Consider the following 23,998-nt stretch of genomic DNA (forward strand, 5'->3'; position numbering starts at 1 on the left):
ATGGAGACCATGAAGGAGATCCCGGGGACGGAGTTCCCGAGTTTCGACGTCACCGGCCAGGTGGCACTGGTGACCGGTGCCGCCCGAGGACTCGGACGGGCCATCGCGCTGACGCTGGCCCACGCCGGTGCGGACGTGGTGCTGGGAGTGCTGCGCCCGGGGTCGGCCGATGACGTCGTCCAGCGCATCGAGGAGATGGGGCGCAGGGCCCTGGCCGTGCCGATGGACGTGTCCGACCTGGAGCAGATCCAAGCCGGGGTCGAAGCCGCCGTCGAGCACTTCGGCCGCCTCGACATCCTCGTCAACAACGCGGGCATCTCGATCGGCGACAAGGCGGAGGACGTGACCGCCGCCGATCTCGACCGGATGCTGACGGTGAATCTCAAGGGCACGTTCTTCGCGAGCCAGGCGGCGGGCCGGGTCATGCTCCGGCAGGGCTACGGCCGGATCGTGAACCTCAGCTCGCAGGCGGGCTCCGTGGCCCTGCCCGGCGAGTCGGTCTACTGCATGACCAAGGCAGGCATCAATCAGCTCACCAAGTGCCTGGCGGTCGAGTGGGGGGACCGCGGCGTCACGGTGAACGCGGTGGCGCCGACCTTCATCGCCACACCCGGCACCCACGACGCCCTGTCGGACCCCGCCTTCCGCGCCGATGTCCAGGAACGCATCGCCGCCCTGCACCGCATCGGGACACCGGTCGACGTGGCGGGCGCCGTGCTCTACCTCGCCTCGCCCGCCGCCGGGCTGGTGACGGGGCACACCCTGCTCGTCGACGGCGGTTGGACGGCCCGATAGGCGACCAGGCGGCTCGCCAAGCGGCCAAGCGGCCAAGCGGCCAAGCGGCCAAGCGGCCAAGCGGCCAAGCGGCCCGACACGCGCCCGCAGGCCCGGTGCCAAGAAAAGAAACGCAGGAGAGGAGACAGTCCCGTGCAGACCAGCGTGCTGCCAGAACCCCCGGACACGCTCGACACCAGCGGCTACGTGCTCGAAGTCGAGGACACCTTCGAGGGGCCGACACTGGACCGACGGCTCTGGCTGCCCCACTACCTGCCGCACTGGAGCAGCCGCGAGGCCTCGGCCGCGCGGTATGCGATCGACGGGGGCCTGCTGCGCCTGCGGATCGAGGAGGACCAGCGGCCCTGGTGCCCGGAGTTCGACGGACAGGTCCGCGTGTCGTCGCTGCAGACCGGCGCCTACGCCGGCCCCGTCGGCAGCCCCATCGGTCAGCATCGCTTCACCAAGCGTGCCGTGGTCCGCGAGGCGCAGCCCGATGTCCGGCTCTACACACCCCAGTACGGCCTCTTCGAGATGCGCGCCCGGGCGGTCGCCGCTCCGAACGCCATGGTGGCCCTGTGGATGATCGGATACGAGGACGAGCCCGACCGCTCGGCCGAGATCTGCGTCTTCGAGATCTTCGGCTCCGATACCGAACCCGGCCGGGCCAAGGTCGGGATGGGCGTCCACCCCTTCGGGGACCCGCGCATCACCGATGACTTCTCGGCCGTGGAACTCCCCATCGACGTCTGCGACTTCCATGTGTACGCAGCCGAGTGGACACCGGAGCGTGTCTCGTTCTTCGTGGACGGCCGACGGATCAGGACGGTCGAGCAGTCACCGTGCTATCCCATGCAGTTCATGCTGGGGATCTACGAGTTCCCCGAGGCACCGGGGGACGGAAAGGCGGAGGCCGGGGCCCCAGCACGCACGTACCCCAAGGAATTCGCGGTCGACTACTTCAGGGCCTACCGGCCGGCCTTCTCCGGGGCACCGGCGAACACCCTCATGTGAGGACGCCCGCACGCGCCAGCGAAAGCCCGCGCTCACTTCGTACCGCTGGCCGCCTTGGCGCTCCGGCGCACGGCCCCTGGCCCGGGTCGTCCGACGACTTCTCGCGGGTCGTGGATCTCATGGCCCTCGGCGCACCGGACGGTGAGGGTGACCGGAGCGCCGCAGTCCCGGTGGAGGTGCTCCAGCGGCGGTCCCTCCGGATCGGCCACATAGCGGTCCCCCCATTCCCGGAGCGCGATGAGGATCCGGTAGGTGTCCAGGCCCTTCTCGGTGAGCCGGTACTCGGGCCGGGCGCGGGAACCGGGCTCCTGGTAGCTGTCCCGGCGGAGAATCCCCTCCTCGACCAGGACCGACAGACGGTTGGTGAGGACCTGCCGAGGGACACCGGAGTATTCGATGAGGTCGTTGAACCGGCGGATGCCCCCGAAGACATCACGCAGGATGACCAGCGTCCACTTCTCCCCGAGGAGGCCGAGGGTCCGGGCGATCGAGCAGTTCTCCGGAGACCAGTCCATCACGTTGACTCGGGGTCGCTTCGCCGTGCCGCCTGGGTGGTTGTCCATACCACCCAGGCTAAGTCCTCTTGACAGACTCAACAAGCAAGGCGATGAGCACCGGCGACCTGCCGCCACCGCCGTTCACGGTGACCCTCGATGCGGGGTTCTTCCCAGGGGATCAGAGCAGCTCAGAGCCCCGCCGTGGCCGTCCCGGCGGGTCGCCTGCGGCGGAACAGGAACGCTGCCGCGACGCCCGATATCAGGCCGACCAGATGGCCCTGCCAGCTGACACCGGTCTGGGTGGGGGCTATCCCGGTGAGGATCGAGCCGCCCCAGACCGCGGCTATCAGCACGGCGACCAGCACCCCGAGCGGCCGCCGTTCGACGAAGCCCGTGGCCAGCAGGAAGCCGAAGAGACCGAAGACCAGGCCCGAGGCGCCCGCCGTGTTGCTGTGCGCCGGGGAGAGCAGCCACACCCCCAGTCCGTCCGCCACGATGATCAGCGCGCACACGGCGGCGAACCGGCGCAGCCCGCCGAGCGCCGCCAGGAAGCCGAGGACCAGCAGGGGCACGCTGTTCGCGGCGACATGGCCGAAGCCGAAGTGCATGAACGCGGCCGGGACGACATCCGTCAGCTCCGCGGGGTCACGTGGGACGATGCCGAAGTCGTCGAGCGCGTGGCCGGTGGCCACGTCCACCACTTCGAGCAGCCACAACAGCGCGACCCAGCCCAGCATCAGCCCGGCCGCGACCCTCACTCGGTCGCCGCGCGACCACTGACCCGGCGCATCGGACATGGCAACCCCCGCAATCACTCGTCCCTCGGGGAAACGCACGGCACCCCTTGGCCGGTTCCCGCCCCACGGGGCCGGATGGGCTCGGGCGGTGAACCGACGCCGACGCCGACGGCAACGGCCCCGGTGGCGGGAGTCGTGCACCTCCCGCCACCGGGGCCGCTTCACAGATCCGCTTCACAGATCCGCTTCACAGGTCCGCTTCACAGGTCCGCTTCACAGGTCCGCTTCACGGATCCGCCTCGCAGACCCCGCCGATCAAGGCTTCTCGTCCCCGTAGAGGTCGCCCACCTCCTTCGCGGTGAGCGCCTTGTCGAACGCGTGGACCTCGTCGACCGCGCCGTTCCAGAAGTCGACCTTCGAGCCGTCCCAGTGCGCCCGGCCCACGGTCAGCGGTCCGGTGCTCGGCAGCGCCGCGCCGCCCGTGGCAGTCGCCGCGAGTTCACCGTCGACGTAGAGCCGGATCTGGTTGGTCGTGGCGTCCCGGACGCCGACGAGGTGGTACCAACGGCCGCGCTCCACGCTGACGGGTGCCGTGGCGCGGCGCTCGTCGGGGGTGCTGAAGGCGAAGTTGCCGTGTCCGTACTGGAGGTAGAAGGAGTTGGCGGTGGCGCGGGAGTCCTGGCTGACCGCGGTGGCGTAGTTGCCCGGGACCTGGTCCAGGCGGACCCAGGCGGCCACCGAGTAGCTGCCCGCGGTGTCCAGCACCGGGCCGGCGGTCTCGGCGTACTGCTTCTGGCCGTCGAACTTCAGCGCGCTGCCGCTCACGCCGGGAGTCCAGGACGCGCCCTCGCGCAGGGTGAGGGGCCGGTCGTTGGGGCCCTCGTCGTCGGCCGTGGTGCCGGAGTTCTCGTCGAGCTTCCAGTGCCCGCCACCGGTGAGCGGCTTCTGTGAACCCGCGGCGGCGCCGGCGGCGATGATCCTGCGGTTGATGTCCCGTACCGGGGCCGGGTCCACCTTGATCTCGCGCCGGTCGTAGGTGTAGAGGCCGTTGAGTTCGTTCTCCAGGTCGGTGATCTGGGTGTAGACCGAGCCGGACAGCTCGGCGCCCGCCTGGTCGAGGTAGAACTGCTCGGTGTTCTCCACGTACTTGCGGGTCAGCTCCGCCTTGGTGGTGACGCCGCTGTAGATCACGGTCGGCGCGCCCGGCCACATGTGGCCCGGGGTGCGCAGGGTGAAGCCGCCGTGCTCACCGTCCATGGCGGCCCGCCGCTCATCCGGGAAGGCGGGGTCGGTGTTGTTGTAGTCGTGGTGGTCGATGATGTCGCCGCGGCCCGAATCACCCTTGGAGTTGCAGCAGTTGACACCGCTGTGGGCGTTGACGACACGGGACGGGTCGGCTTCCTTGACCGCGTCGGTGATGCGGCCGGTCTCCTCGCGGTTCCACTCGCCCCAGCCCTCGTTGAAGACGATCCAGCCGATGACGGACGGGGAGTTGTGGTGCTGGCGCATCATCTCGCGGCCCTGGTCGACGAAGGCCTTCTGGCCGGTCTCGTTGGTGATGTTGCCGGAGACGAAGTCCTGCCAGATGAGCAGGCCCAGCTTGTCCGCGTGGTAGAACCAGCGGTCCGGTTCGACCTTGATGTGCTTGCGGACCGCGTTGAAGCCGAGCTTCTTGTGCGCCTTGAGGTCGAAGGCGAGGGCCTCGTCGCTGGGCGCGGTGTACAGACCGTCGGGCCAGAAGCCCTGGTCTAGGGTGGCCAGGGAGAAGATCGGCTTGCCGTTGAGGACGAGCTTGTTGAAGCCGCCGACCTTCTTGATGCCGACCTCGCGCATACCGAAGTAGCTGCTGACGCGGTCGGTGCTGCGGCCGTCGGTGAGCCGGACGTCGAGGTCGTAGAGGTAGGGGTCGTCCGGGGTCCACAAGTGCTGCTTCGCCACCGGCAGTCGCAGGTCCTTGTTGGCCGGACCGCTGACCCGGCCGACGACCTTGCCGCGTGCGTCACGGGCGACGGCTTCCACGCGGGCGGTGGACGAGGCGGCGTCGGAGCGGACCTTCATGGCGAGCGAGGAGGTGTCGATGTCGGGCGTGGCAACGATGTCGTCGATGGACGCGGCGGCCACGGGTTCCATCCACACGGTCTGCCAGATGCCGGAGGTCTGCGTGTAGAAGATGCCGCCGGGGTTCGTGGTCTGCTTGCCCATGGGCTGGTTGGCGCCGCCGGTGTCGGTGACCGCGACCACGATCTCCTGCTTGCCGGTGCCCTTGAGGGCGTCGGTGACGTCGACGCTGAAGGCGTTGTAGCCGCCCGTGTGGTCGGCGACCTTCGTGCCGTTGACGTAGACGCGCGCCTTGTAGTCCACGGCGCCGAAGTTGAGCTTCAGGCGGTTGTTCCGGTCGCCCTTGCCGACCTTCCAGCTGCTCGGCACGTCCACCAGCTTGCGGTAGAACATGTGGTCCTCGTGCCGCTCCAGGCCCGAGAGCTGGGACTCGACCGGGAACGGGACGATGATCTTCTCGTCGAGGTTCTTGCCGAAGACCGGCTCCTCGCCCTCCTCGGCCCCGCTGAACTGCCAGGGCCCGTTGAGGTTCTTCCACTGCGAGCGCACCTGCTGCGGGCGCGGGTACTCCGGCAGCGGGTTCTTGGTGTCGACCTTGTCGCCCCACGGGGTGGTGAGCCGGTGGGCGGAGTCGTTCTCGGCGTAGCGGATGAGCTTGGGCACGCTCTCGCCGCCGGCGCTCAGGCCGCCCTGTCCGTCGTAGGAGACCCGGACCTGCTGGTTCTTCTGGACGGGCTCGGAGAGGGTGACGAGGGCGGAGTTGCGGTCGCCGGGGTAGGAGGTGACCGAGCGTATGGGCATGGCGGTGGTGTCCGCCTCGATCTTCAGGTGCTCCTTGACCGTGCCGAGTCCGCCGACGCGGCCGTCGAAGCGCAGCCGCACCCGCTTGCCGTCCTCCTTCACGGACGGCTCCACCGGATAGATCTCGAAGTCGTCGGGCGGCGTGAACGCCGACATCGGCACCAGCTGCTTGGGCAGCGTCGGGGTCGACCAGCGCAGGAACATGTTGGCGCCGCCGGTGTCCTGGAACATCTCCAGCCGGAACTCGTGCGGTTCACCGGCCGTCAGCCGCACGGGGCTGCTGGTCTGCTCGCGGTCCCAGTCGCCGACCCAGTGGTCGATGACGGGCTCGCCGTCGATGAAAAGCCGGAAGCCATTGTCACCGATGGCGTGGAAGGTGTAGTCGCCGGTCGTGGGGGCGGTCAGCTTGCCGGTCCAGCGGGCCGTGGTGTGTTCGGTCCGGCCGGTCAACTCCTCGAAGGTGCTGGTCAGTCCGGAGAAATTGATCTGCGGGTCGAGCAGGGTGCCGCCCAGTTCGGCGAAGTCACGGGCGCCGGGGGCGGACATACGGAAGTACTCGCCCTTCAGCCCGTGGGTCTGAACGGCGTCCTGCGAGGCGGCTGTTGCGGAGGCGTCCGCCGACTGCTCGGCGGCGACCGCGCTCGGCATCAGGCCCATCGGGGGGAGGATCAGGGCGGCTGCGGCGAGCAGCGCCCACATTCTGGCTCTCGGGCGGGTGCGGTGTTCTGTCATGGAACCTTTCCTCGTGCAGAGGCCGTGACCGGTGGGGTGCCCGGCACCGCCTTTTCAACGTTGGAAACCCGGTGACAGCGGTATGACAACACGGCCTCACAGGGCTGTCCAGACCTCGCGCAGCACACAGTTGAACGGGCATCACGAAAGGCAGGATCCCGGCCATGGCGACGGACGGGTTTCCGGCCTGCACAGAAGGGGGGTTGTCAGTACGGCGCAACAAGGGCGCCGTCAGTGCCCGATGTCGTCCGCCGCCGAGACGAAACGCGGGGAGCCGTCGGTCACCCGGTACAGGAACCAGCCGGGGTCGTCGAGGGCCTCGAAGAACCCGCCGTCGGCGTCGTAGCTGACCCGGCGGGTGATGCCCTGCCAGGGCTTGCGCAGGAGTTCGGAGCGGAGGGTCGCACGGGCCTCATCGCCCGCGGCGGTCAGACCGTGCGCGGCGAAGCGGACGGTGTCGTAGGCCTCCGCCGCCCAGGGTACGGGGGCGGTGCCGTAGCGGTCGCGGTGCGCCTTGGCGAAGGTCTTGCCGCGCGGGTCGGCGGTGGCGTCCGTGTACCCCGTCCCGACCATCCAGCCCTCCGCCTCCGTCAGGAACCGGGCCCCCAGCGCGTGTTCGTCCGTCACGCACGGCCCGCGGTACCCCGCCCTGCGCAGGGCACGGGCGCAGGCCGCGGCCCGGTCGGGGCGGGCGCCCACGAAGAGCACCGCGTCGTCGCCCCGGTCCGCGATCCGCCGGGCCACGGCGTCGAACCCCCGCCCCTCGGCGACCTCCTCGACACCGACCTCGCCGGTGAGCTTCTGGTACACGGTGACACTGCGGACCGTCGGCAGGGTCGCTTCGGTGTCGGTGAGATCGTGCACGACCGCCGTGCGGCCCGGTTTCACCACCCGGTTCAGATAGCGCACGATCGCCGGGGGCCCGGCCGTTCTCGTGGGCCGCATCAGCAGGGTGGAGGTGACGTTGACGGTGTCGAGCTCGTTGGTGTCGGCCCGGACCACCAGGTGGGTGACCCCGGCCTGGGTGCACGGCTGGACCACGGCGGGCGCTGTCGCGTTGTCGCCTGCGTCGACCACGACGGCCACCTCCGGGTCCGCGACCAGCCGGCCGACGGCCGCGACCGCCCCCTTCGCGGTGCCGCCGCCGTCGGCGATACGCAGGACGAGGTCGAAGGCCCGCCCCGTACGGGCGTTGTGCTCGCCGATCGCGATCCGGGCGCCGCGCTCCTGTGCGGCGAAGGCGGGGTCCGACTTGTCGCCGAGCAGCCCGACGACCCGGCGCGGCAGCGGTCCGGACCCGGTCGTACCGGACGGTCCGGAGCGCCCCCAGCGCCACCAACTGCCCACGCCGATCGTGCCGACGCCCAGTACCGCGCCGCTCATGGCCAGCACCCGGCGCCTTGGGGTGGGCGCCGCCTCCGGGGTTTCGGCCTCGGCCGTCACCGGGGACGCGTCGAGCACGGTGCCCTGCGGCACCGGCAGGTCCAGCACCCGCCCGGCACGCGCCGCCACCAGCGCCGCAAGCCCCTCCGGCAGCCAGGTCCGCCCGTCGAACTCGCCGAAGAACTCCCGCAGTTCACCGACCGACGGCCGCTCCTCGGGTTCCTTGGCCAGACATCGCCGTACGATCCCGTCCAGCGCCTCGGGCATGCCCTCCAGATCGGGCTCCTCGTGCACCGTCCGGTACAGCACTCCCGCCACACCGCCGTGCCCGAACACCGGGCGGCCGGTGGCCGCGTGGGCCAGGACGCAGCCCAGCGAGAACACGTCGCTCGGCGGCCCCACCGTACGGCCGCGCGCCTGCTCGGGCGAGAGGTAACCCGGGGAGCCGATGACCGAGCCGTCGGTGGTGAGCGCCGTCACCCCGACCGCCCGCGCGATACCGAAGTCGATCAGACGCGGACCGTCGGCGGCGAGCAGGATGTTGCCCGGCTTCACGTCCCGGTGGACGAGACCGCAGGCATGCACCTCCTCCAGCGTCTCGGCCAGCGCGGCACCCAGACTGCGCAGATGCGCCACCGGCCACGGCCCGTACCGTGCGACGGCCTCGGCGAGCGAGGGCCCCGGCACATAGGCGGTGGCCAGCCAGGGGGAGCGGGCCTCGGCGTCGGCCGCCACGACCGGCACGGTCCAGCGCCCGCCGAGTCGCTCGGCGAGCTGGGTCTCGCGCCGGAAGCGGGCGCGGAACCCCGGGTCGTCGGCGTGCTCGGCGCGGATCGACTTCAGCGCACACCATGTGCCGCGCGGCGAGCGCGCCAGGTACACCACGCCCATCCCACCCGCGCCGAGCCGTGCCGCGAGCCGGTACTCACCGATCGCGGACGGGTCGGACGGCAGCAGCCGATCCACGCCACGCCCCCCTCTGTCTGCCCAACCGTCCTTCCGCCTCAGCCCCGAGCGGAGCTGAGATCGGCCAGCGACCCGAGCTGCTGGAACCGCCCGTCGCGCACCTCGTGTATGTAGGTGCCGCTCAGCCAGCCGTCGTTTTCGGTGGTGAACTGGTGGTAGTCACCGAAAGCGTACGTCCGGGCGATGCCCTGGTACTTCGCCTCGGCCAGCCGTTCACCGAGTGCGGCCCGCGCGGGCCGGCGCCCCTTGCGCTTGGGCACTGTCCGCGCGAACTCGGCGAGCAGCAGCCGGGCGGTGTCGTACGCCTCCGCGGCGTACGGCTCCGGAGCGGCCCCGTAGCGCTTGCGCCAGGCGGCGGTGAACTCCCGTGCCTCCTTGCTGGTCAGGGCGGAGGGATCGACGGCGGCGTCGATGACGTACCAGCCCTCGCCCGCTTCCCCGGCGCGCTTGGGGAAGTCCGAGCCGTGCAGCAGGTGCTGCATCCAGCGCGGGCCGTCGAACCCGGCCTCCGCGAGTTGTCCGGCCGCGGCGACGGTGGCGTCCAGCGGACCGAGGTAGGCGAGCGCGGTCACGTCCGCGGCGAGCAGCTCGCGTACCGCGAGGGGGCCGTCGCCGGTCTCCTCGGCGACCACCCGCGGCACCACCTCGGCCCCGAAGCCGTCCCGCCACTGCTGGACCAGCAGGGTGGTCTGGTCCTGGATGGTCGTACCGCCGGAGCGGTCCAGGACCACGCCGAGACGTCCCAGCCGCCCGGTCATCTGGGCGTGGAAGGCGATCCACGCGCCGAGCGAGGCGTGTGCCACCCCGGTCTGGAAGGACACCTTGGGCGAGGTGACGTAGTAGTCCTGCTGGCCGGTCGTGCTCGACGCGTGCGCCAGCCCGGCCTGCCCGTACACCTTCGCCGCCGACCGCATCGGCAGCTCGGTCACCGGTCCGAGGACGGCCACCACGTCCCGGTCCGCCGTGAACCGGGACGCCACCTGCTGGGCGCCGGCCGCGTCACCCTTGTCCCGCAGCACGCGGACCTTCAGGTCGTAGGCGCGGCCCGGGGCGGCGTTGTGCTGGGCCACCGCGAGCCGGGCGGCCCGCTCGCTGACCCGGCTGACCAGGTCGGCGGACTCGGAGGTGTGCACGCCCAGGACGTACGTCGGGCGGGACGCGGTGGGCTTGTCGTCATCGTCGTCGCGGCTCGCGAGCAGGACAGCGGCGCCCGCGCCGGAGGCGGCGAGCAGCAACCCGCCGCCGGCGAGCAGCAGTCGGCGGCGGCTCGGACGGCTCGGGACCTCGTCCCGGGGCTCGGCGGGCAGGGTCACCGCGGCGGACCGGTCCACCTCGGTCGGTTCGACATCGGGCAGCGCCAGGCCCTCGGCGGAGCGCGCGGCGATCATGCGCGCGACCGGGTCGGGGAGGCGCAGACCGTCGTCCGGACCGTCCTCGGCCAGCAGCGATCCGAGTTCCTCGGCACTGGGCCGCTCGTCCGGCTCCTTGGACAGACAGCGGGCCACCAGGGCACGCGTGTCCTCGTCCTCGATCCCGTCGAGCGCCGGCTCGTCGTGGACGGTGCGGTAGAGGAGGGCCTCCGGCGCGCCGGTGCCGAAGGGCGGCCGGCCGGTCAGGGCGTAGGCGAGGACACTGCCGAGCGAGAAGACGTCGCTGGCGGAGGTCGCGGTGTGGCCCTGGGCCTGTTCGGGGGAGAGGAAGCCGGGGCTGCCGACGACCATCCCGGAGGCGGTCAGCGCGATGTCGTCCTCGGCCCGCGCCACGCCGAAGTCGATCAGCCTCGGTCCGTCCAGGGCCAGCAGCACGTTGGCGGGCTTCACGTCCCGGTGGACCAGCCCGGCCGCGTGCAGGTCGACGAGGGCCTCGGCGAGCAGACGGCCCAGGGAGCGTGCGGTCGTGATCGGCAGCGGGCCGTGCTCGGCGACGGCCTCGACCAGGGAGGGGCCGGGCACGAACGCGGTGGCCAGCCACGGCTCGGCGGCCTCGGCGTCCGCGCCGAGCACCGGCACCACCCAGCGGTTGGTCACCCGCCGCGCCAGCTCGGCCTCACGCGCGAACCGCGCCCGGAACTCGTCGTCGCCCGCGCTCTCCCCGCGGATGACCTTGACCGCGGCGAGCGTGCCGTCGGCGTCCCGGCCGAGGTAGACCACGCCCATGCCGCCCGCGCCCAGCCGCCGCAGCAGCCGGAACCCGGCGATACGGGAGGGGTCGGAGGGAATCAGCGGCTCACTCATCGCCCGCCCCCTTCTCGTCGCTGTCGCCGGTACTGTCCTTGCCCCCGCCGCCCGGCGCCCGGTTGCCGCCGATGCCGTCGATCTCGGCCGCGGTGTGCGCGACTCCCTGCGCCACGTCCGAGGCGATCTGCTGCGCCTCCTCCTTGCTGTGGCCCGCGCCGACCCGGTCGGTGGCGGCCACGGTGACCGGGCCGAGCCGGTACTTGAACCAGTCGAAGACGAACTCGCCCTTCACCCCGTCCACGAGATACGTGCCGGTCTCGACGAGATCGTCGTCGGTGACGCCGTTGCGGCCCTCGGAGAACGGATCGGCCCGTGAGTACAGTCCGCGCACCCGCTCGGTGGCGTTCAGCCGCTGGTCCGGACAGCGCAGCGCCTCCTGCAGGGAGGCGGCCATGTCCCGGCGCGCGGCCTTGGTGTCCCGGTGCACGGTCACCGTGAGGGAGACCTGAACCGGCCCCTTGCCGCCCTTGGCCGGGAGGACGAACCTCCGGGTGAGGCTGGCCAGCACGGTCCTGGGCAGCGGTTCCCGCTGCCATACGCACTCCTCGTCGAGCACGGCCCACTCGCCCGGGTCGCTCTCGTACGGGCTCGCCTTGCGGAATCCGGTGCCGAAGTGGTCCGGTCGCGTACCCAGCCCGCGTACGAACTCGACCGCGTCGGCCCGGGTACGTGGTGCCCGCTCCTCGGCCATCGTGTACGGCTCGTTCTCTTCCTCGGCGGTCTCCGGCGCCGACGTCCCGGCGCTGTCGGTCGGCTTCGCGTCCTGCGTCGGAGCCGTCGGTTGCCTGTCGGCGTCCTTCCCGTCCGCCCCACTGGTGCATCCGGCCAGCAGCAGCGTCCCCGCCACCGCTGCCACGACCGGTCTCCACTCGGTCATCGCAGCCCCCCTCACACGTTTCGAGGCGCGCTCGCCCCATGGCGACGCGCATGTGAAGGAAGTGTGGCGCACCGTACGGCGTTCGAACTCCAACTCGACCCGCTTGGCACGGAGTTGGCACATTGCCACCGGCCGGATGCGGGACGGTTCCGGCCGGCCGTCATGATCCTTCTCACATCAGTGATCCCGTCCCTTCACCGCGGTCCGACTGAAATCGATTCGAACGGGCACTCGCCTGGTCAACAACGAGTGAGGGGCGGTGTACGCACATGGAGATATCAGGCATCCTCAGCGCGATCGTCATCGGCATCGTGATCGGTGTGCTGGGCCGGCTCGTCATCCCGGGCCGCCAGCGCATCGGCATCCTGTGGACGATCGCGATCGGCATCGTCGCCGCACTGGTGGGCACCGCCATCGCCTCCGGCCTGGACGTCGCAGACACCGACGGCGTCGACTGGGTGGAGTGGCTGATCCAGATCGCCCTGGCGGCCCTGGGTGTCGCCGCGGTCCACAAGGTCAAGCTGCGCCACTGACGGACCGTGCGCGCGCCGTCCCGGGCACCCGGGTGGCACGCGCACGGCCCGCTCAGAGGGCCATGGTTACTTCAGATAGGGGCCCGGGGCGCCGATCCGCCCCGGGCCGTTGAGCACGTACACCCGCAGGTTGCCCTTGCCGGGCGCGGCCACGGTGAGGGTGCCGTCGGTGACCTGCCGGACGTCCCCGGTGACGGCGTCCACGTAACGGCCGTTGGGGACACCGGAGAAGACGGCCCCGTCGGTCACGGTGACCAGCGCGAAGCTGTCCGTCGATCCGCTGGTCCAGCGGCGCTTGAAGGCCATGCCGCCGGAGATGTTCTCGGTGGAGTACTGGCCCATCTGGAGCGCCGGTATCGCCCGGCGGATCCGGTTCAGCCGCTGCACATGCTTGACCAGCGGCTTGTCCAGGGTGGCGGCGACGGCCCCGGAGGCGGACTCCACCTGCGAGAAGTCGGCCGCCTTCACCTCACCGGCGAGGTGGTCGCCGTAGTACGCCCTGCCCGTGGTGGCCAGGGGGCAGCTGGGGCCGCAGTCGATCTTCTTCCCCGCCTGGAACTCGATCTCCGAGCCGTAGTACAGCGTCGGGATGCCGCGGAAGGTCCACATCAGCGACATGTTCTCGGCCCAGGCGTCGGTGCCGCCCGCGTAGCGCTCGCTGGACTTGTTGGGGCCGTAGTCGTGGCTGTCGACGTAGACGACGTTGTACGTGGCGTCGTTGTAGCTGTCGTCGGAGTCCTTTCCGTTGGAGAAGGCGTTGCGGGCGTCGCCGAAGTTCATGTGCATCCGCATGTCGATGACGTTCATGCCGGAGAACTGCGAGTGGTCCGGGGTGTGGTAGCTGTTGCCCTGGAGGAAGGCGTTGGTGGAGGTGGGCTGGTTCGACGTGCCCAACTGCTGCTCGTACTCGTACATCTCCAGCGCCGCCTTGGCGTCGTCGGCGTCGTACTGCTTGCGCTCCTTCCAGGTGTAGAACTGCGCGGAGTGGTTGACCGAGCCGCGGTTCCACTTGTCGTTGACGAAGGCGGCGACCTCGCCGAAGACGAAGAAGTTCCTGGCCGCCTCAACGCCGAAGCGCTGGGTGACGCGCTCCTGGATGGCGGGCAGGAAACGGCGGTTCCAGGTGGTGCGCGGGATGTGCACGGCGGTGTCCACGCGGAAGCCGTCGACGCCCATGTCGATGTACTTGTTGTAGGCGCCGATCAGATAGTTCTGCACTGCCGCGCTCTCGGTGTCGAAGTCGGCCAGGTCCTCGTGCAGCCAGCACGAACGGGAGTCCTCGCCCTCCCAGTTGCCGATCCAGCACCGGTGGTAGAAGGCGCTCGGGAACATGCCCGAAGTGGGGCTCGGCCACTGGCAGTTGTACAGGGTGTAGCCCTCGGCGCTCTTCCCGCCGGTCGGCCTGCCCCAGTTGACGCAGGTGTTGCCGGAGGGCTCCGCGGTCGACCACAGGTCGCCGTTGTAGTACGACTTGCCGCTCTTGGGCTCGACGGTGAGGCCGTCGTACTCGAAGCCGTCGTTGTGCTCGTCGTAGTACCAGCTCCACTCCGCGTCCCGGACGCCGTACACCTTAGGTGTGAACAGCCCCTTGGCGCCCCAGCGGGAGGAGTGGTTGTAGACGACGTCCTGGTAGATCTTCATGCCCTTGGCGTGGGCGGCGTTGATCAGGTCCTGGTAGGAGGCGCCCGCCGACTCCAGCCGGGGGTCGACCTTGTAGAAGTCGTAGCCGTGGTACCCGTGGTAGTCGTAGTCGGAGCGGTTGAGGACCACCGGGGTGACCCACACGGCGGAGAAGCCGAGGGACTTGATGTAGTCGAGCTTCTGGACCAGGCCCTTGAAGTCGCCGCGGAACATGGGGTCGTCGTGGGCGGCGTTGCCCGACTTCACGTGCTGGCTGCCGCCGCGGTTGTTGGCGCTGTCGCCGTCGTGGAAGCGGGCGGTGAGCACGAAGTAGATGGGGTCCTTGCGCGGGTCGGTGCCCAGCGGGGTGCCGGGCGCGGGCGCGTCGGGCCGGGCGCCGGTGGTCACCCGGACCGCCTCGGAGGCGGGGGAGACGTTCCCGGCCGCGTCGACCGCCCGGACCGTGTAGGTGTACTCGGTCCGCTCCTCAAGACCGGTGTCGGTGAGGACGGTTGAGCCCACGTCCGTGACGGTCGACCCCGCGCCGCCGCCGCTCCGGGTGACCTGGTACTTGGCGACGCCCTCGTTGTCGGTGGACGCCTCCCAGGTCAGGACGACCGAGACACCGTCCGCGCTGGCACTCACCGCAGTGGGGGCGGTGGGGGCCTCGGTGTCGGGCGGCTCGGCCTCGCACGGGTCGTCGGCGTCCTTGACGACCGTACGGTTCTTCACCGTGCTGGTGCCGACGGGGATGGTGTAGTCGGCGCCGTTGTTGTTGTCCCAGGTGCCGTTGCCGTTGTTGAAGGCCGCCTTCAGCGAGGCCGCCGAGCCCAGGGCGACGGTCTGTTTCCACCATCCGGTGCAGGCGGCCTGCATGCCGATCCCGGGGACCGTGGTCCAACTGCCGCCCGCGGGCTGGTAGTGGATGTTCGCCGTCGACCAGCCGAACGCCTCGGTGGAGTAGTACACGGTGGCCGTGTTGCCGGACGGTGTCTCCGGGTCGGCGCAGGGGTCGGAGTGGGCGACGACGCCGTCCTTGACGGTGATGTTCCCGGTGCCCAGCGCGTAGTTGGCGCCGCCGTTGTTGTCCCAGGTGCCGCTGCCGTTGTTGAAGGTGGCCTGGAGGCCGGTGGCCGTACCCAGGTCGACCGTCCTCTTCACCCAGTCCGTGCAGGCCGCCTCCATGGCCACGCCCGGAACCGTCGTCCAGGAGCCGCCGTCCGGGGCGTAGTGGAGGTTGTACTGGGACCAGTTCCTGGTCTTCGTGTAGTAGAAGACCGTTGCCGTGTTGGCCGTCTCCGCGACCGGTTCCGCGGGCGATTCGCCGGTCCGGGGCACGGTGTGCACCAGGCTCAGCAGCGAGCCGGTGATCACCATCGCCGTCAGCGGTCGTCTCAGCCGCCGGGCGGGACTGCGTTTCATGGGACTCCCTCGATTGCAGAGCGCGTCAGGGCGCGGAGGCCGCCGCGCACACCGACGCAAGAATCGTCAGAAAGTTGCTGCAAGTCCTTGCGAGGCTGGAAATTACTGCCGTGTGAAGTCGGCGTAAAGAGATCTGACACGGCCCTCCGTGGCGGGTTCATGCCACACATGGGCCGAGGGGGAAGTTCTCCAGTGGAGACGAGACGGTTCGTTTTGCTAGGGTGGAGACATGGCTTTCCTCTTCTTCTTCGTCTGAGTCCGGGCACGGCGCCTGCGCCGTCCTCGCCGCCCGTCGACCCTTCGCATGCCCAGGGAAAGCCCCATGCGCGACCGCGCCCGAACCGTCCTGTCCACCGTCACGCCCGCCGCCGTGGCGCAGCTGTCCGTCAAGGACGTCACCAAGTCCTACGGCACCCGCACCGTCCTCGACCAGGTCTCCTTCACCGTCCGACCGGGCGAGAAGGCCGCCGTGATCGGCGAGAACGGCAGCGGCAAGTCCACCCTGCTGCGGCTGCTCGCCGCCGCCGAACAACCCGACGCCGGCGAGATCACCGTCGAGTTCCCCGGCGGCGTCGGCCACCTCGCCCAGACCCTCGACCTCGACCCGGCCCGCACGGTGCAGGACGCCGTCGATCTCGCCCTCGCCGACCTCCGGGACATGGAGCGCCGGCTCCGGGCGGCGGAACAGACCCTCGCGGACGCCTCCGACGACCAACTCGCGGCCTACGGCGACCTGTTGATCGCATTCGAGGAACGCGGCGGCTACGCGGCGGATGCCCGCGTCGACGCCGCCCTGCACGGACTCGGGCTCGCCCGGATCAGCCGTGACCGCCCGCTCGGCTCGCTGTCCGGCGGCGAGCAGTCACGGCTCGCCCTCGCCTGCGTGCTGGCCGCCGCGCCCGAACTGCTGCTCCTGGACGAACCGACCAACCACCTCGACGCGGCGGCCGTGCACTGGCTGGAGGAACACCTGCGCGCCCACCGGGGCACCGTCGTCGCGGTCACCCACGACCGCGGCTTCCTGGAGCGCATCGCCACCACGATCCTTGAGGTCGACCGCGACGAGTGCACCGTCCGCCGGTACGGCGACGGCTGGAGCGGCTACCGCGCCGCGAAGGCCGCCGCCCGGCGCGGCGCCGAGCAGCGCTACGCGGACTGGGTCGAGGAGGTGGCCCGGACGGAGGACCTGCTCGAAGCCGCGGGGCGGCGGCTCGCCACCACCGGCCGCGACCCGAAGCAGGGCTTCGGCAAGCACCGCCGCTCCAGCGAGGCGAAGCTCGGCGGCCAGGTGCGCGCGGCCCGGGAGCGCCTGGACCAGCTACGGCGCAACCCGGTACCGGAGCCACCGGCACCCCTCCGCTTCACGACGCCGATCGCGACGGCGGAGGAGCCCGAAGTCCCGGATGCCCTGGTGGAGTTGGAGGATGTGCGGGTCGGTGACCGGCTGCGCCTGGACGGGCGTGTGACGATCCCTCCCGGCCGACGGCTGCTGGTGACCGGTGAGAACGGCGCGGGCAAGACCACGCTCCTGCGCGTCCTCGCGGGCGACCTGGAGCCGGACACCGGCACCGTGCGCCGCACCGCCCGGATCGGCTACCTCGCCCAGGAACTGCCCCCGCACACGACCCGGCTCCCGCTGCTCGGCGCGTTCGCCGCCGGACGCCCCGGACTCCCCGACGAGTACGCCGAACAGCTTCTGTCGCTGGGTCTGTTCCGCGAGGAGGACCTGTCCGTCCCCGTGGCCGATCTGTCCGCGGGACAGCGCAGGCGGCTGCAGATCGCCACCCTGGTGACCCGCCCCGCGGACCTCCTCGTCCTTGACGAGCCGACCAACCACATCGCGCTCGACCTGGTCGAGGACCTCCAGTCGGCGCTCGCCGCGTACTCGGGTGCCGTGGTCGTGGTCTCGCACGACCGGGCCTTCCGCGCGCAGTTCGAAGGGGAGCGGCTGGAGCTGTGCGGCGGGCGCTGCGGGGATCAGGCGGCGAGCGACTGACGGAGGGCGGCGAGGCCGTCGCGGTAGATCCCGGCGAAGAGGGCCTCCGCGTCGGCCTCGCTCACCCCGTCGGGCGTGAACCGGCCGGACCACTGGACCTCGGCGACATCGTCCCGTCCGGGGACGGCGTGGACGCGGAGGGTGGAGAGGTAACCGGTCACGGGGAACGGCGCTTCGAGGATCGCGTACGTGTAGAAGCGCTCGGCCTCGCTGAACGCCACGAGGCGCTCGACGATCGTGTCGCCGTCGGGGTTGGTCAGACGGCGGATCCGGCCGCCTTCGAGAGCGGTGCTCTCGGGGATGTAGGGGAGCCAGTCGGGGAGGGCGTCGAAGCCGCCGATGAGGTCCCAGACCCGCTGGGGCGAGGCGGGCACGACGTGGCTGACGGAGGTGGAAGCCATGCTGCTGTTCCTTCTCGGGGGGCTTTTGCTCGGGGGAGTGCCGTCAGGCGTCGCCGGGGAGCGGCGCGGCCTCGCTGACCAGGCCCGCGGCGCGCAGGTCGGTCCAGAAGGCGGCCGGGACCGACTCGTTCAGGGCGGCCGTGTCCTCGGCGATCCGGCTCGGGCGGGTGGCGCCGGGGATGACCGCGGCGGACGCCGGATGGGCGAGGGAGAACTGGAGGGCGGCGGCCTTGATGCTCACGCCGTGCCGGGAGGCGAGCGCCTTGATCCTTTCGACGCGCTCGACGATCGCGGCCGGTGCCTGCTGGTACTCGAAGTGGCTGCCGCCCGCGAGGACGCCCGAGCTGTAGGGGCCGCCGACAACCATGTCGACGCCCTGTTCCTGAGCCATGGGCAGCAGCCGCTGGAGGGCGTGCCCGTGGTCGAGGAGCGTGTAGCGGCCGGCCAGCAGGAACCCGTCGGGCCGCGGCTCGTCGAGGCCGAGGGTGAGCTCGATGGGCTCGGTCTTGTTGACGCCGAGGCCCCACGCCTTGATGACGCCCTCGTCGCGGAGCCGGGACAGGACGCGGAACGCGCCGGTGCGGGCCTCCTCGAACTTCCCCAGCCACGCGTCGCCGTGGAAGTCCTGGGCGATGTCGTGGACCCAGACGATGTCGAGCCGGTCGGTGCCCAGGCGCTTGAGTGAGCCCTCGATGGAGCGCTCGGTGGCGTCGGCGGTCCACTCGTGGAGGATCTTGTTGGGGTTGCCGTGTTCGAACAGTCCGCCCTTCTCGCCGAAGTCCGGCGTGGAGGTCTCGTGCTCGTCGAGGATCACGCGGCCGACCTTGGTGGACAGCACGTACGCGTCACGGGGCTTGTCGGCCAGGACCTCGCCGAGTCGCTCCTCGGCGAGTCCGGCGCCGTAGAAGGGGGCCGTGTCGTAGAAACGGATGCCGTGGTCCCAGGCGGCCTGGACGGTGGCGCGGGCCTCGTCGTCGGGGATGGCCCGGAACATGTTGCCGAGCGGCGCCGTACCGAAGCCGAGCCGGCCGGGGAGGATCTTCTTCAAGGACATGGGGTGCTTTCGAGTGTGCGAGGCGGTGATCCGCCAGGGGGGTACTGGGGGTACGCCCTTGTTTCATGCGGGCGCGCCTTACGTGCAATGACAATACTTGCAGACGCGGACTAATGCAAGGCGGGTGCACTCGCGTGGTGCCGACACCCGGCGACTACCGCAATCGAGTGCCGAAAAAGAACCACGGACCGCTGTCGATCCGGACGCCTCCCGTTCGACGACAGGATGTGAGGCACTACGCCGCACGACGACCCGACCGGAACTTGGTGAGGCACACATGGAACAGCTGCTGCGCGTGATGAACTTCTGCGTCTCCAGCGACGGCATCGCGGCCGGGGAGGACCAGACCCTGGAGAAGCCGTTCGGCCACGTCGACCCGGGGCGGCTGTTCTCCTGGGCCGGGGCCACGGCGAGCTGGCCCATGCGCACCGACCCCGGCGGCACCCGGGGCCTCGACGACTACTTCACCCGGGACTTCCCCCGGAACATCGGCGCCGAGATCATGGGCCGCAACAAGTTCGGACCCCAGCGCGGGCCCTGGGAGAACCACGACTGGCAGGGCTGGTGGGGCGACGAGCCGCCCTTCCGCACCCCGGTCTTCGTCCTCACCCACCACAAACGCCCGTCGATCACCCTCTCCGACACCACGTTCCACTTCGTCGACGGCGACCCCGCCGCAGTCCTGGAACAGGCACGGGCGGCGGCCGACGGCAAGGACGTCCGGCTCGGTGGCGGGGTCACCACGATCCGGGAGTTCCTGGACGCCGACCTCGTCGACACGATGCACGTGGCGGTGTCACCGGTGAAGCTGGGGACCGGCCTGCACCTGTGGGAGTCCCCTGACGAGCTTCTCGACCGCTTCCACCTGGAGGTCGTGCCGAGCCCGAGCGGGGTGACCCATCACCTGTTCTGGCGCAGGTGACCTCGCCTACCGCCGACGCGCACGCCGGACCAGCAGAGCCTCACGGCCCAGCACCCGCACCGCCGCAGGGACAGGCGGCCGCACACTGTCGGTGAGGACCGCGGCACCCTTGCGCCGCAGGGCCTCCAGCCGCAGCTCCTGTACGCGGACGAGGGTGCGTACGAAGGGCCGGAACTCGGCGTCGACCAGCTCGGGCAGGGCCTGCGCCCTGCGCAGCGCGTCACCCGCGAGCGCCGCCTGCGCACCGACGAGCCGCCCGACCGCTACCGCGTCGGGCGACTGGGCGAGCAGCTCCTGCGGCTTCAGCCCGTGCTCGGTGAAGGCGTGGAGCGGGATGCCGACCTGGCCCCGCTCCGCGTCCTCGCGCAGGTCCGCCAGATTGTCGAGCCGCTGCCAGCCCTCGATCAGCTCCCGGCAGCACCGCAGGAAAGGCGCGTACCGCTCCGTCCCGGACGCCGGGGCGACGAGCGCGGCCGTCAGCATCAGCGCGGGCAGGGAGTACTGGTCGACGTACGCCTGGAAGTCCGCCTCCGTCTCGAAGGCGGTCCAGGACGCCTCGACCGCCGCGCCGTCGAGGAAGTCCCGGACCCTGGAGCCCAGTTGGGGGTGCCGCCGTACGGTGTCGGCCAGGGCCCGAAGCGCGGAGCTGTCCGAGCCGCCCTGCTTGAGCGCCTGCGTGACCTGCCCGTCCCACGCGCGAAGCGCCTCCTGGCGGGCGTCGACCTCCCCGGCGTCGATCAACTCGTCCGTCAGGTGCATGAAGGCGACGGCCGCCACGACCGGCGCGTGCAGCCGCGGCGGCAGCAACAGGCGCGCGGCGAGGTAGGCGTGCGGCTCGAACCGCCGTACGACCCGGCGCTGCGCGTCGTAGTCCGCGCGCATCTCCGGCTCCCGGACACCGGCTCGGGTCAGGGCGGTGGACCAGCGGGTCACGGTTCTCCTCGGGGTGGGGCTCGTACCGTCGGCCAGTGTCTCAGGCGCCCGCGTCCGGTTCGTACCGCGAGACGATCGCCGCCGCCCGTTCCCGCAGCAGCGCGCGCAGCCACTGCGGCTCCAACGCCTCCACGTCCGTGGTGAGTTGCCACACCGCCCACTCCGCGTGCCGGGCGTCCTGGAAGGTCACCTCCAGGCGCAGCCAGCCGTCCGGGTCCGGTTCCTCGGCTCGTACGGCCAGGGCGGTGCCGGTCAGTTCGTCCCGTCGGTCCGGGTGGACCCGTGCCCGTACGGTGACTTGGTCGCCGGAGGTCAGGAACCGCGCGCTTCGTTCCCGCCAGATGCGGTCCAGGTCGACCTGGCCGGGGCGTTCGGCGGGCTCGGGGAGTTCCTCGGCGTCCTGTATGCGTGACAGCCGGTAGGTGCGGTCCGCGCCGGAGCGGGTGGCGAGCAGGTAGCCGCGGTCGCGGACCGTCACCAGGCCGATCGGGTCCACCGTGCGCCACTTGGGCGCCTGGTCCGTGGCGGCGTAGTGGATGCGCAGCTTGTGTCCCGAGAGGACCGCGCGGCGGACCACGAGCATGGCGGGGTCCGGGAGTTCCTCGGTGACCAGGCGGTGGTTGAGCAGGTCGGTCTCCGGGTCGACGAGCAGGCGCTGGGCGGCCTCGCCGGCGAGGGCCCGCTGACTCTCGGGCAGTGCCTCGACGACCTTGCGCATGGCCGCGGCGAGTGCCGAACCGAGCCCGAACACCTGCTCCCCGCGCCCCGATCCGGCGACCAGCAGGGCGAGCGCCTCCTCGCGGTTGAGTCCGCTGAGGTCGGTCTGGAAGTCCGGCAGCAACGCGAAACCGCCGCGGCGGCCGCGCTCGGCGTAGACCGGGATGCCCGCCGCGGACAGCGCCTCGATGTCCCGCAGCACGGTGCGCGTGGACACCTCCAGCTCGCGGGCGAGCGCGGACGCCGTCATCCGGCCGCGCTGACGCAGCAACAGCACCAGGGAGATCAACCGGTCGGCCCGCATACGAGAACGCTAACGAAATACGTGACGAAGGATGTCGTGATTCACCGGGAGGCTTACCAGGGCAACGCCAAGAAGATCGAATGGAGTTGAAATGGCGATGGAACGCACGGCGGTCAACCCGTGGCCCTGGTCGGTCGAACTGGGCTACAACCAGGGCGAGCTGGTCTCCGGGCAACACCGCACCCTGTACCTCTCCGGGCAGACCGCGATGAGCGGCGACGGCAAACCGCAGCACCCCGGTGACATGGCGGCCCAGTTGGCGCTGGCCCTGGACAACCTGGAGGCCGTGCTGGACGAGGCCGGCATGTCGCTGGCCGATCTGGTCCGGCTGAACGTCCACACCACCGACGTCGACCGTCTCTTCGAGCACTACGGAGTCCTGGCCGCACGCCTGGGCGCCGCCGGGGTGGCTCCGGCCACCACCATGCTCGGCGTGACCCGGCTGGCGCTCCCCGACCTGATGGTCGAGCTGGAGGGAACCGCCGTGGCGTGAGGCAGCGCGTTCCCGCCCCCGGTTCCGGTCAGGAGAACACGGGGGCGGGGGCACGAAGGGCCGCGCTCAGTCGGTGGCGGGCAGCACTCCGGTGCGGGCCACCTCGGAGTACCAGCGGGCGCTGGCCTTGGGGATACGGGTCCCGGTCGGGTAGTCGACATACACCGCGCCGAAGCGCTTGCCGTACCCGTGGGCCCACTCGAAGTTGTCCAGCAGCGACCACAGGAAGTAGCCGCGCACGTCCGAGCCGTCCTTGACGGCCTGGTGCACGGCGGCCAGGTGGCCCCGCAGATAGGCGATCCGGTCGGGGTCGTTGACGTTGCCCTCGGGGTCCGCGTAGTCGTCGAACGCCGCCCCGTTCTCGGTGATGATCAGCGGCAGGTCCGGGAAGTCGGCGGACAGACGGCGCAGCAGGTCGTACAGACCGGTGGGGTCGACGGCCCAGCCCATGGCCGTACGGTCGCCGGGCGGCTGGTGGAAGGCGACCCGGTCGGCGCCCGGCCAGGGGCTGTGGTCGCTCCTGCCATGCCCGTCCGAGGTGTGGGTGCCGCTGCCGTCGGCCTCCGAGACGACGGTCGGCGTGTAGTAGTTGACGCCGAGGAAGTCCAGCGGCCGGTGGATCCGCTCCAGGTCGCCGTCCTGCACGAAGGACCAGTCGGTGAGGCCCGCGGTGTCCTTCAACAGGTCTTCCGGATAGGCGCCTTGGAGCATCGGTCCGGTGAACACCCGGTTGGCGAGCGCGTCGATCCGGCGCACGGCATCGGCGTCGCCCTCGCTGCCGGAGAGCGGGCGCACATGGTGGATGTTGAGGGTGACCGAGCACTGGGCATCGGCCGCGGCCCGCTCGCGCACCGCCTCAACGGCCAGGCCGTGCGCCAGGTTGAGGTGGTGGGCGGCGCGCAGCGCGGCGACCGGGTCGGTCCGGCCGGGGGCGTGCACACCGGAGCCGTAGCCGAGGAAGGCGCTGCACCAGGGCTCGTTGAGGGTGGTCCAGGTCCGAACCCGGTCGCCCAGAGCGTCCGCCGCGATCGCCGCGTACTCGGCGAACCGCTCCGCCGTCGCCCGCTCCGGCCAGCCGCCCGCGTCCTCCAGCTCCTGCGGCAGGTCCCAGTGGTAGAGGGTGGCGACCGGCCTGATGCCCTTGTCGAGCAGTTCGTCGACGAGCCGCTTGTAGAAGTCGAGCCCCTTCTGCACGGCGGGCCCGCGGCCGGTGGGCTGGATGCGGGTCCAGGCGAGCGAGAAACGGTACGCGCCGAGCCCGAGGTCGGCCATCAGGGCGACGTCCTCGCGCCAGCGGTGGTAGTGGTCGGTGGCGATGTCACCGGTGTCGCCGTTGCGGACCCGGCCCGGGGTACGGGCGTAGGTGTCCCAGATGGACGGGGTGCGGCCGTCCTCGGATGCCGCCCCCTCGATCTGGTACGACGCGGTCGCCGAGCCCCACAGGAAGTTCCTGGGGGAAGACCCGGGCGGCCCGCGGGTCGGATCCGGTCTGTCGTGCTGCGCTGGCCACGTAAGTCCTTTCGGGGT

General features: G+C 71.0%; 18 protein-coding genes. 6 read left to right on the forward strand and 12 right to left on the reverse strand.

Annotation, left to right across the window (positions count from 1 at the left end; translation table 11 throughout):
• Both GA0115233_RS29035 and GA0115233_RS29040 read left to right on the forward strand, forming a co-directional pair.
• Positions 1-795: an SDR family NAD(P)-dependent oxidoreductase gene (locus tag GA0115233_RS29035; protein WP_218063562.1), complete on the forward strand. Its 795-nt coding sequence runs from the start codon at positions 1-3 to the stop codon at positions 793-795.
• Positions 796-927: 132 nt separating this feature from the next.
• Positions 928-1,788, forward strand: coding sequence for a glycoside hydrolase family 16 protein (locus tag GA0115233_RS29040; RefSeq protein ID WP_218063564.1), 861 nt, complete (start codon positions 928-930; stop codon positions 1,786-1,788).
• Positions 1,789-1,820: 32 nt separating this feature from the next.
• On the opposite strand, the gene GA0115233_RS29045 is transcribed toward GA0115233_RS29040, so the two are convergent.
• From GA0115233_RS29045 to GA0115233_RS29070, 6 genes are all read right to left on the reverse strand, one after another.
• Positions 1,821-2,351, reverse strand: coding sequence for a winged helix-turn-helix transcriptional regulator (locus GA0115233_RS29045; protein WP_255310391.1), 531 nt, complete (start codon positions 2,349-2,351; stop codon positions 1,821-1,823).
• A gap of 122 nt (positions 2,352-2,473) precedes the next feature.
• A complete protein-coding gene (locus GA0115233_RS29050; protein ID WP_093723289.1) occupies positions 2,474-3,082 on the reverse strand; it encodes a rhomboid family intramembrane serine protease in 609 nt (202 codons plus the stop codon).
• A 255-nt stretch (positions 3,083-3,337) separates the two neighbouring features.
• Positions 3,338-6,613 carry a LamG-like jellyroll fold domain-containing protein gene (locus GA0115233_RS29055; protein ID WP_093723290.1) on the reverse strand — a complete coding sequence of 1,092 codons (3,276 nt, stop codon included), beginning with the start codon at positions 6,611-6,613 and terminating at the stop codon, positions 3,338-3,340.
• A gap of 231 nt (positions 6,614-6,844) precedes the next feature.
• Positions 6,845-8,962 (reverse strand): bifunctional serine/threonine-protein kinase/ABC transporter substrate-binding protein, encoded by a 2,118-nt coding sequence (locus tag GA0115233_RS29060; protein ID WP_093723291.1) that lies wholly within the window; start codon positions 8,960-8,962, stop codon positions 6,845-6,847.
• A 38-nt stretch (positions 8,963-9,000) separates the two neighbouring features.
• A complete protein-coding gene (locus GA0115233_RS29065) occupies positions 9,001-11,196 on the reverse strand; it encodes a bifunctional serine/threonine-protein kinase/ABC transporter substrate-binding protein (protein WP_093723292.1) in 2,196 nt (731 codons plus the stop codon).
• Positions 11,189-12,076 (reverse strand): hypothetical protein, encoded by an 888-nt coding sequence (locus GA0115233_RS29070; RefSeq protein ID WP_093723293.1) that lies wholly within the window; start codon positions 12,074-12,076, stop codon positions 11,189-11,191. Before GA0115233_RS29070 ends, GA0115233_RS29065 begins: the two co-directional genes overlap by 8 nt.
• A gap of 269 nt (positions 12,077-12,345) precedes the next feature.
• Between GA0115233_RS29070 and GA0115233_RS29075 the strand changes: the two genes are divergently transcribed.
• The gene (locus tag GA0115233_RS29075) at positions 12,346-12,609 is read left to right on the forward strand and encodes a GlsB/YeaQ/YmgE family stress response membrane protein (RefSeq protein WP_093723294.1); all 264 of its coding nucleotides are present in this window, start codon (positions 12,346-12,348) and stop codon (positions 12,607-12,609) included.
• A gap of 66 nt (positions 12,610-12,675) precedes the next feature.
• Here the strand turns inward: GA0115233_RS29075 and GA0115233_RS29080 are convergent, their stop codons facing one another.
• On the reverse strand, positions 12,676-15,651 hold the full coding sequence (locus GA0115233_RS29080; RefSeq protein WP_093723295.1) for a carbohydrate binding domain-containing protein: 2,976 nt from the start codon (positions 15,649-15,651) through the stop codon (positions 12,676-12,678).
• Positions 15,652-15,973: 322 nt separating this feature from the next.
• On the opposite strand from GA0115233_RS29080, the gene abc-f reads away from it, so the two are divergent.
• Entirely contained in the window at positions 15,974-17,647 is a 1,674-nt protein-coding gene (abc-f, locus tag GA0115233_RS29085; RefSeq protein ID WP_093723296.1) for a ribosomal protection-like ABC-F family protein, read from the forward strand.
• Here the strand turns inward: abc-f and GA0115233_RS29090 are convergent.
• Together GA0115233_RS29090 and GA0115233_RS29095 are read right to left on the reverse strand one after the other, a co-directional pair.
• A complete protein-coding gene (locus GA0115233_RS29090; RefSeq protein WP_093723297.1) occupies positions 17,629-18,048 on the reverse strand; it encodes an SRPBCC family protein in 420 nt (139 codons plus the stop codon). The two genes, abc-f and GA0115233_RS29090, sit on opposite strands and share 19 nt — an antisense overlap.
• A gap of 43 nt (positions 18,049-18,091) precedes the next feature.
• Positions 18,092-19,102, reverse strand: coding sequence for an aldo/keto reductase (locus GA0115233_RS29095; protein ID WP_093723298.1), 1,011 nt, complete (start codon positions 19,100-19,102; stop codon positions 18,092-18,094).
• 277 nt (positions 19,103-19,379) lie between these two features.
• Here GA0115233_RS29095 and GA0115233_RS29100 point away from each other — a divergent pair, with 277 nt between their 5' ends.
• The gene (locus GA0115233_RS29100) at positions 19,380-20,024 is read left to right on the forward strand and encodes a dihydrofolate reductase family protein (RefSeq protein ID WP_093723299.1); all 645 of its coding nucleotides are present in this window, start codon (positions 19,380-19,382) and stop codon (positions 20,022-20,024) included.
• A 6-nt stretch (positions 20,025-20,030) separates the two neighbouring features.
• On the opposite strand, the gene GA0115233_RS29105 is transcribed toward GA0115233_RS29100, so the two are convergent.
• Positions 20,031-20,957, reverse strand: a complete 927-nt coding sequence (locus GA0115233_RS29105; RefSeq protein ID WP_093723300.1) for a phytoene/squalene synthase family protein — start codon at positions 20,955-20,957, stop codon at positions 20,031-20,033.
• 40 nt (positions 20,958-20,997) lie between these two features.
• Positions 20,998-21,978: a helix-turn-helix transcriptional regulator gene (locus tag GA0115233_RS29110; RefSeq protein ID WP_093723301.1), complete on the reverse strand. Its 981-nt coding sequence runs from the start codon at positions 21,976-21,978 to the stop codon at positions 20,998-21,000.
• A 97-nt stretch (positions 21,979-22,075) separates the two neighbouring features.
• Between GA0115233_RS29110 and GA0115233_RS29115 the strand changes: the two genes are divergently transcribed.
• Entirely contained in the window at positions 22,076-22,471 is a 396-nt protein-coding gene (locus GA0115233_RS29115; RefSeq protein ID WP_176711979.1) for a RidA family protein, read from the forward strand.
• Positions 22,472-22,537: 66 nt separating this feature from the next.
• Here GA0115233_RS29115 and GA0115233_RS29120 read toward each other — a convergent pair.
• Positions 22,538-23,998 (reverse strand): GH1 family beta-glucosidase (locus GA0115233_RS29120; RefSeq protein ID WP_255310392.1); only part of this gene is annotated, 1,461 nt, incomplete at its 5' end.

Source organism: Streptomyces sp. DI166 (assembly GCF_900091315.1).
GTDB lineage: Bacteria > Actinomycetota > Actinomycetes > Streptomycetales > Streptomycetaceae > Streptomyces > Streptomyces fuscus.

Coding starts and splice junctions, on each gene's coding strand:
- GA0115233_RS29070 (WP_093723293.1), bottom strand. CDS start 12,076: ATGACCGAGTGGAGACCGGTCGTGGCAGCGGTGGCGGGGACGCTGCTG.
- GA0115233_RS29065 (WP_093723292.1), bottom strand. CDS start 11,196: ATGAGTGAGCCGCTGATTCCCTCCGACCCCTCCCGTATCGCCGGGTTC.
- GA0115233_RS29045 (WP_255310391.1), bottom strand. CDS start 2,351: ATGGACAACCACCCAGGCGGCACGGCGAAGCGACCCCGAGTCAACGTG.
- GA0115233_RS29100 (WP_093723299.1), top strand. CDS start 19,380: ATGGAACAGCTGCTGCGCGTGATGAACTTCTGCGTCTCCAGCGACGGC.
- GA0115233_RS29110 (WP_093723301.1), bottom strand. CDS start 21,978: ATGCGGGCCGACCGGTTGATCTCCCTGGTGCTGTTGCTGCGTCAGCGC.
- GA0115233_RS29050 (WP_093723289.1), bottom strand. CDS start 3,082: ATGTCCGATGCGCCGGGTCAGTGGTCGCGCGGCGACCGAGTGAGGGTC.
- GA0115233_RS29055 (WP_093723290.1), bottom strand. CDS start 6,613: ATGACAGAACACCGCACCCGCCCGAGAGCCAGAATGTGGGCGCTGCTC.
- GA0115233_RS29095 (WP_093723298.1), bottom strand. CDS start 19,102: ATGTCCTTGAAGAAGATCCTCCCCGGCCGGCTCGGCTTCGGTACGGCG.
- GA0115233_RS29090 (WP_093723297.1), bottom strand. CDS start 18,048: ATGGCTTCCACCTCCGTCAGCCACGTCGTGCCCGCCTCGCCCCAGCGG.
- GA0115233_RS29115 (WP_176711979.1), top strand. CDS start 22,076: ATGGAACGCACGGCGGTCAACCCGTGGCCCTGGTCGGTCGAACTGGGC.
- GA0115233_RS29075 (WP_093723294.1), top strand. CDS start 12,346: ATGGAGATATCAGGCATCCTCAGCGCGATCGTCATCGGCATCGTGATC.
- abc-f (WP_093723296.1), top strand. CDS start 15,974: ATGCGCGACCGCGCCCGAACCGTCCTGTCCACCGTCACGCCCGCCGCC.
- GA0115233_RS29035 (WP_218063562.1), top strand. CDS start 1: ATGGAGACCATGAAGGAGATCCCGGGGACGGAGTTCCCGAGTTTCGAC.
- GA0115233_RS29080 (WP_093723295.1), bottom strand. CDS start 15,651: ATGAAACGCAGTCCCGCCCGGCGGCTGAGACGACCGCTGACGGCGATG.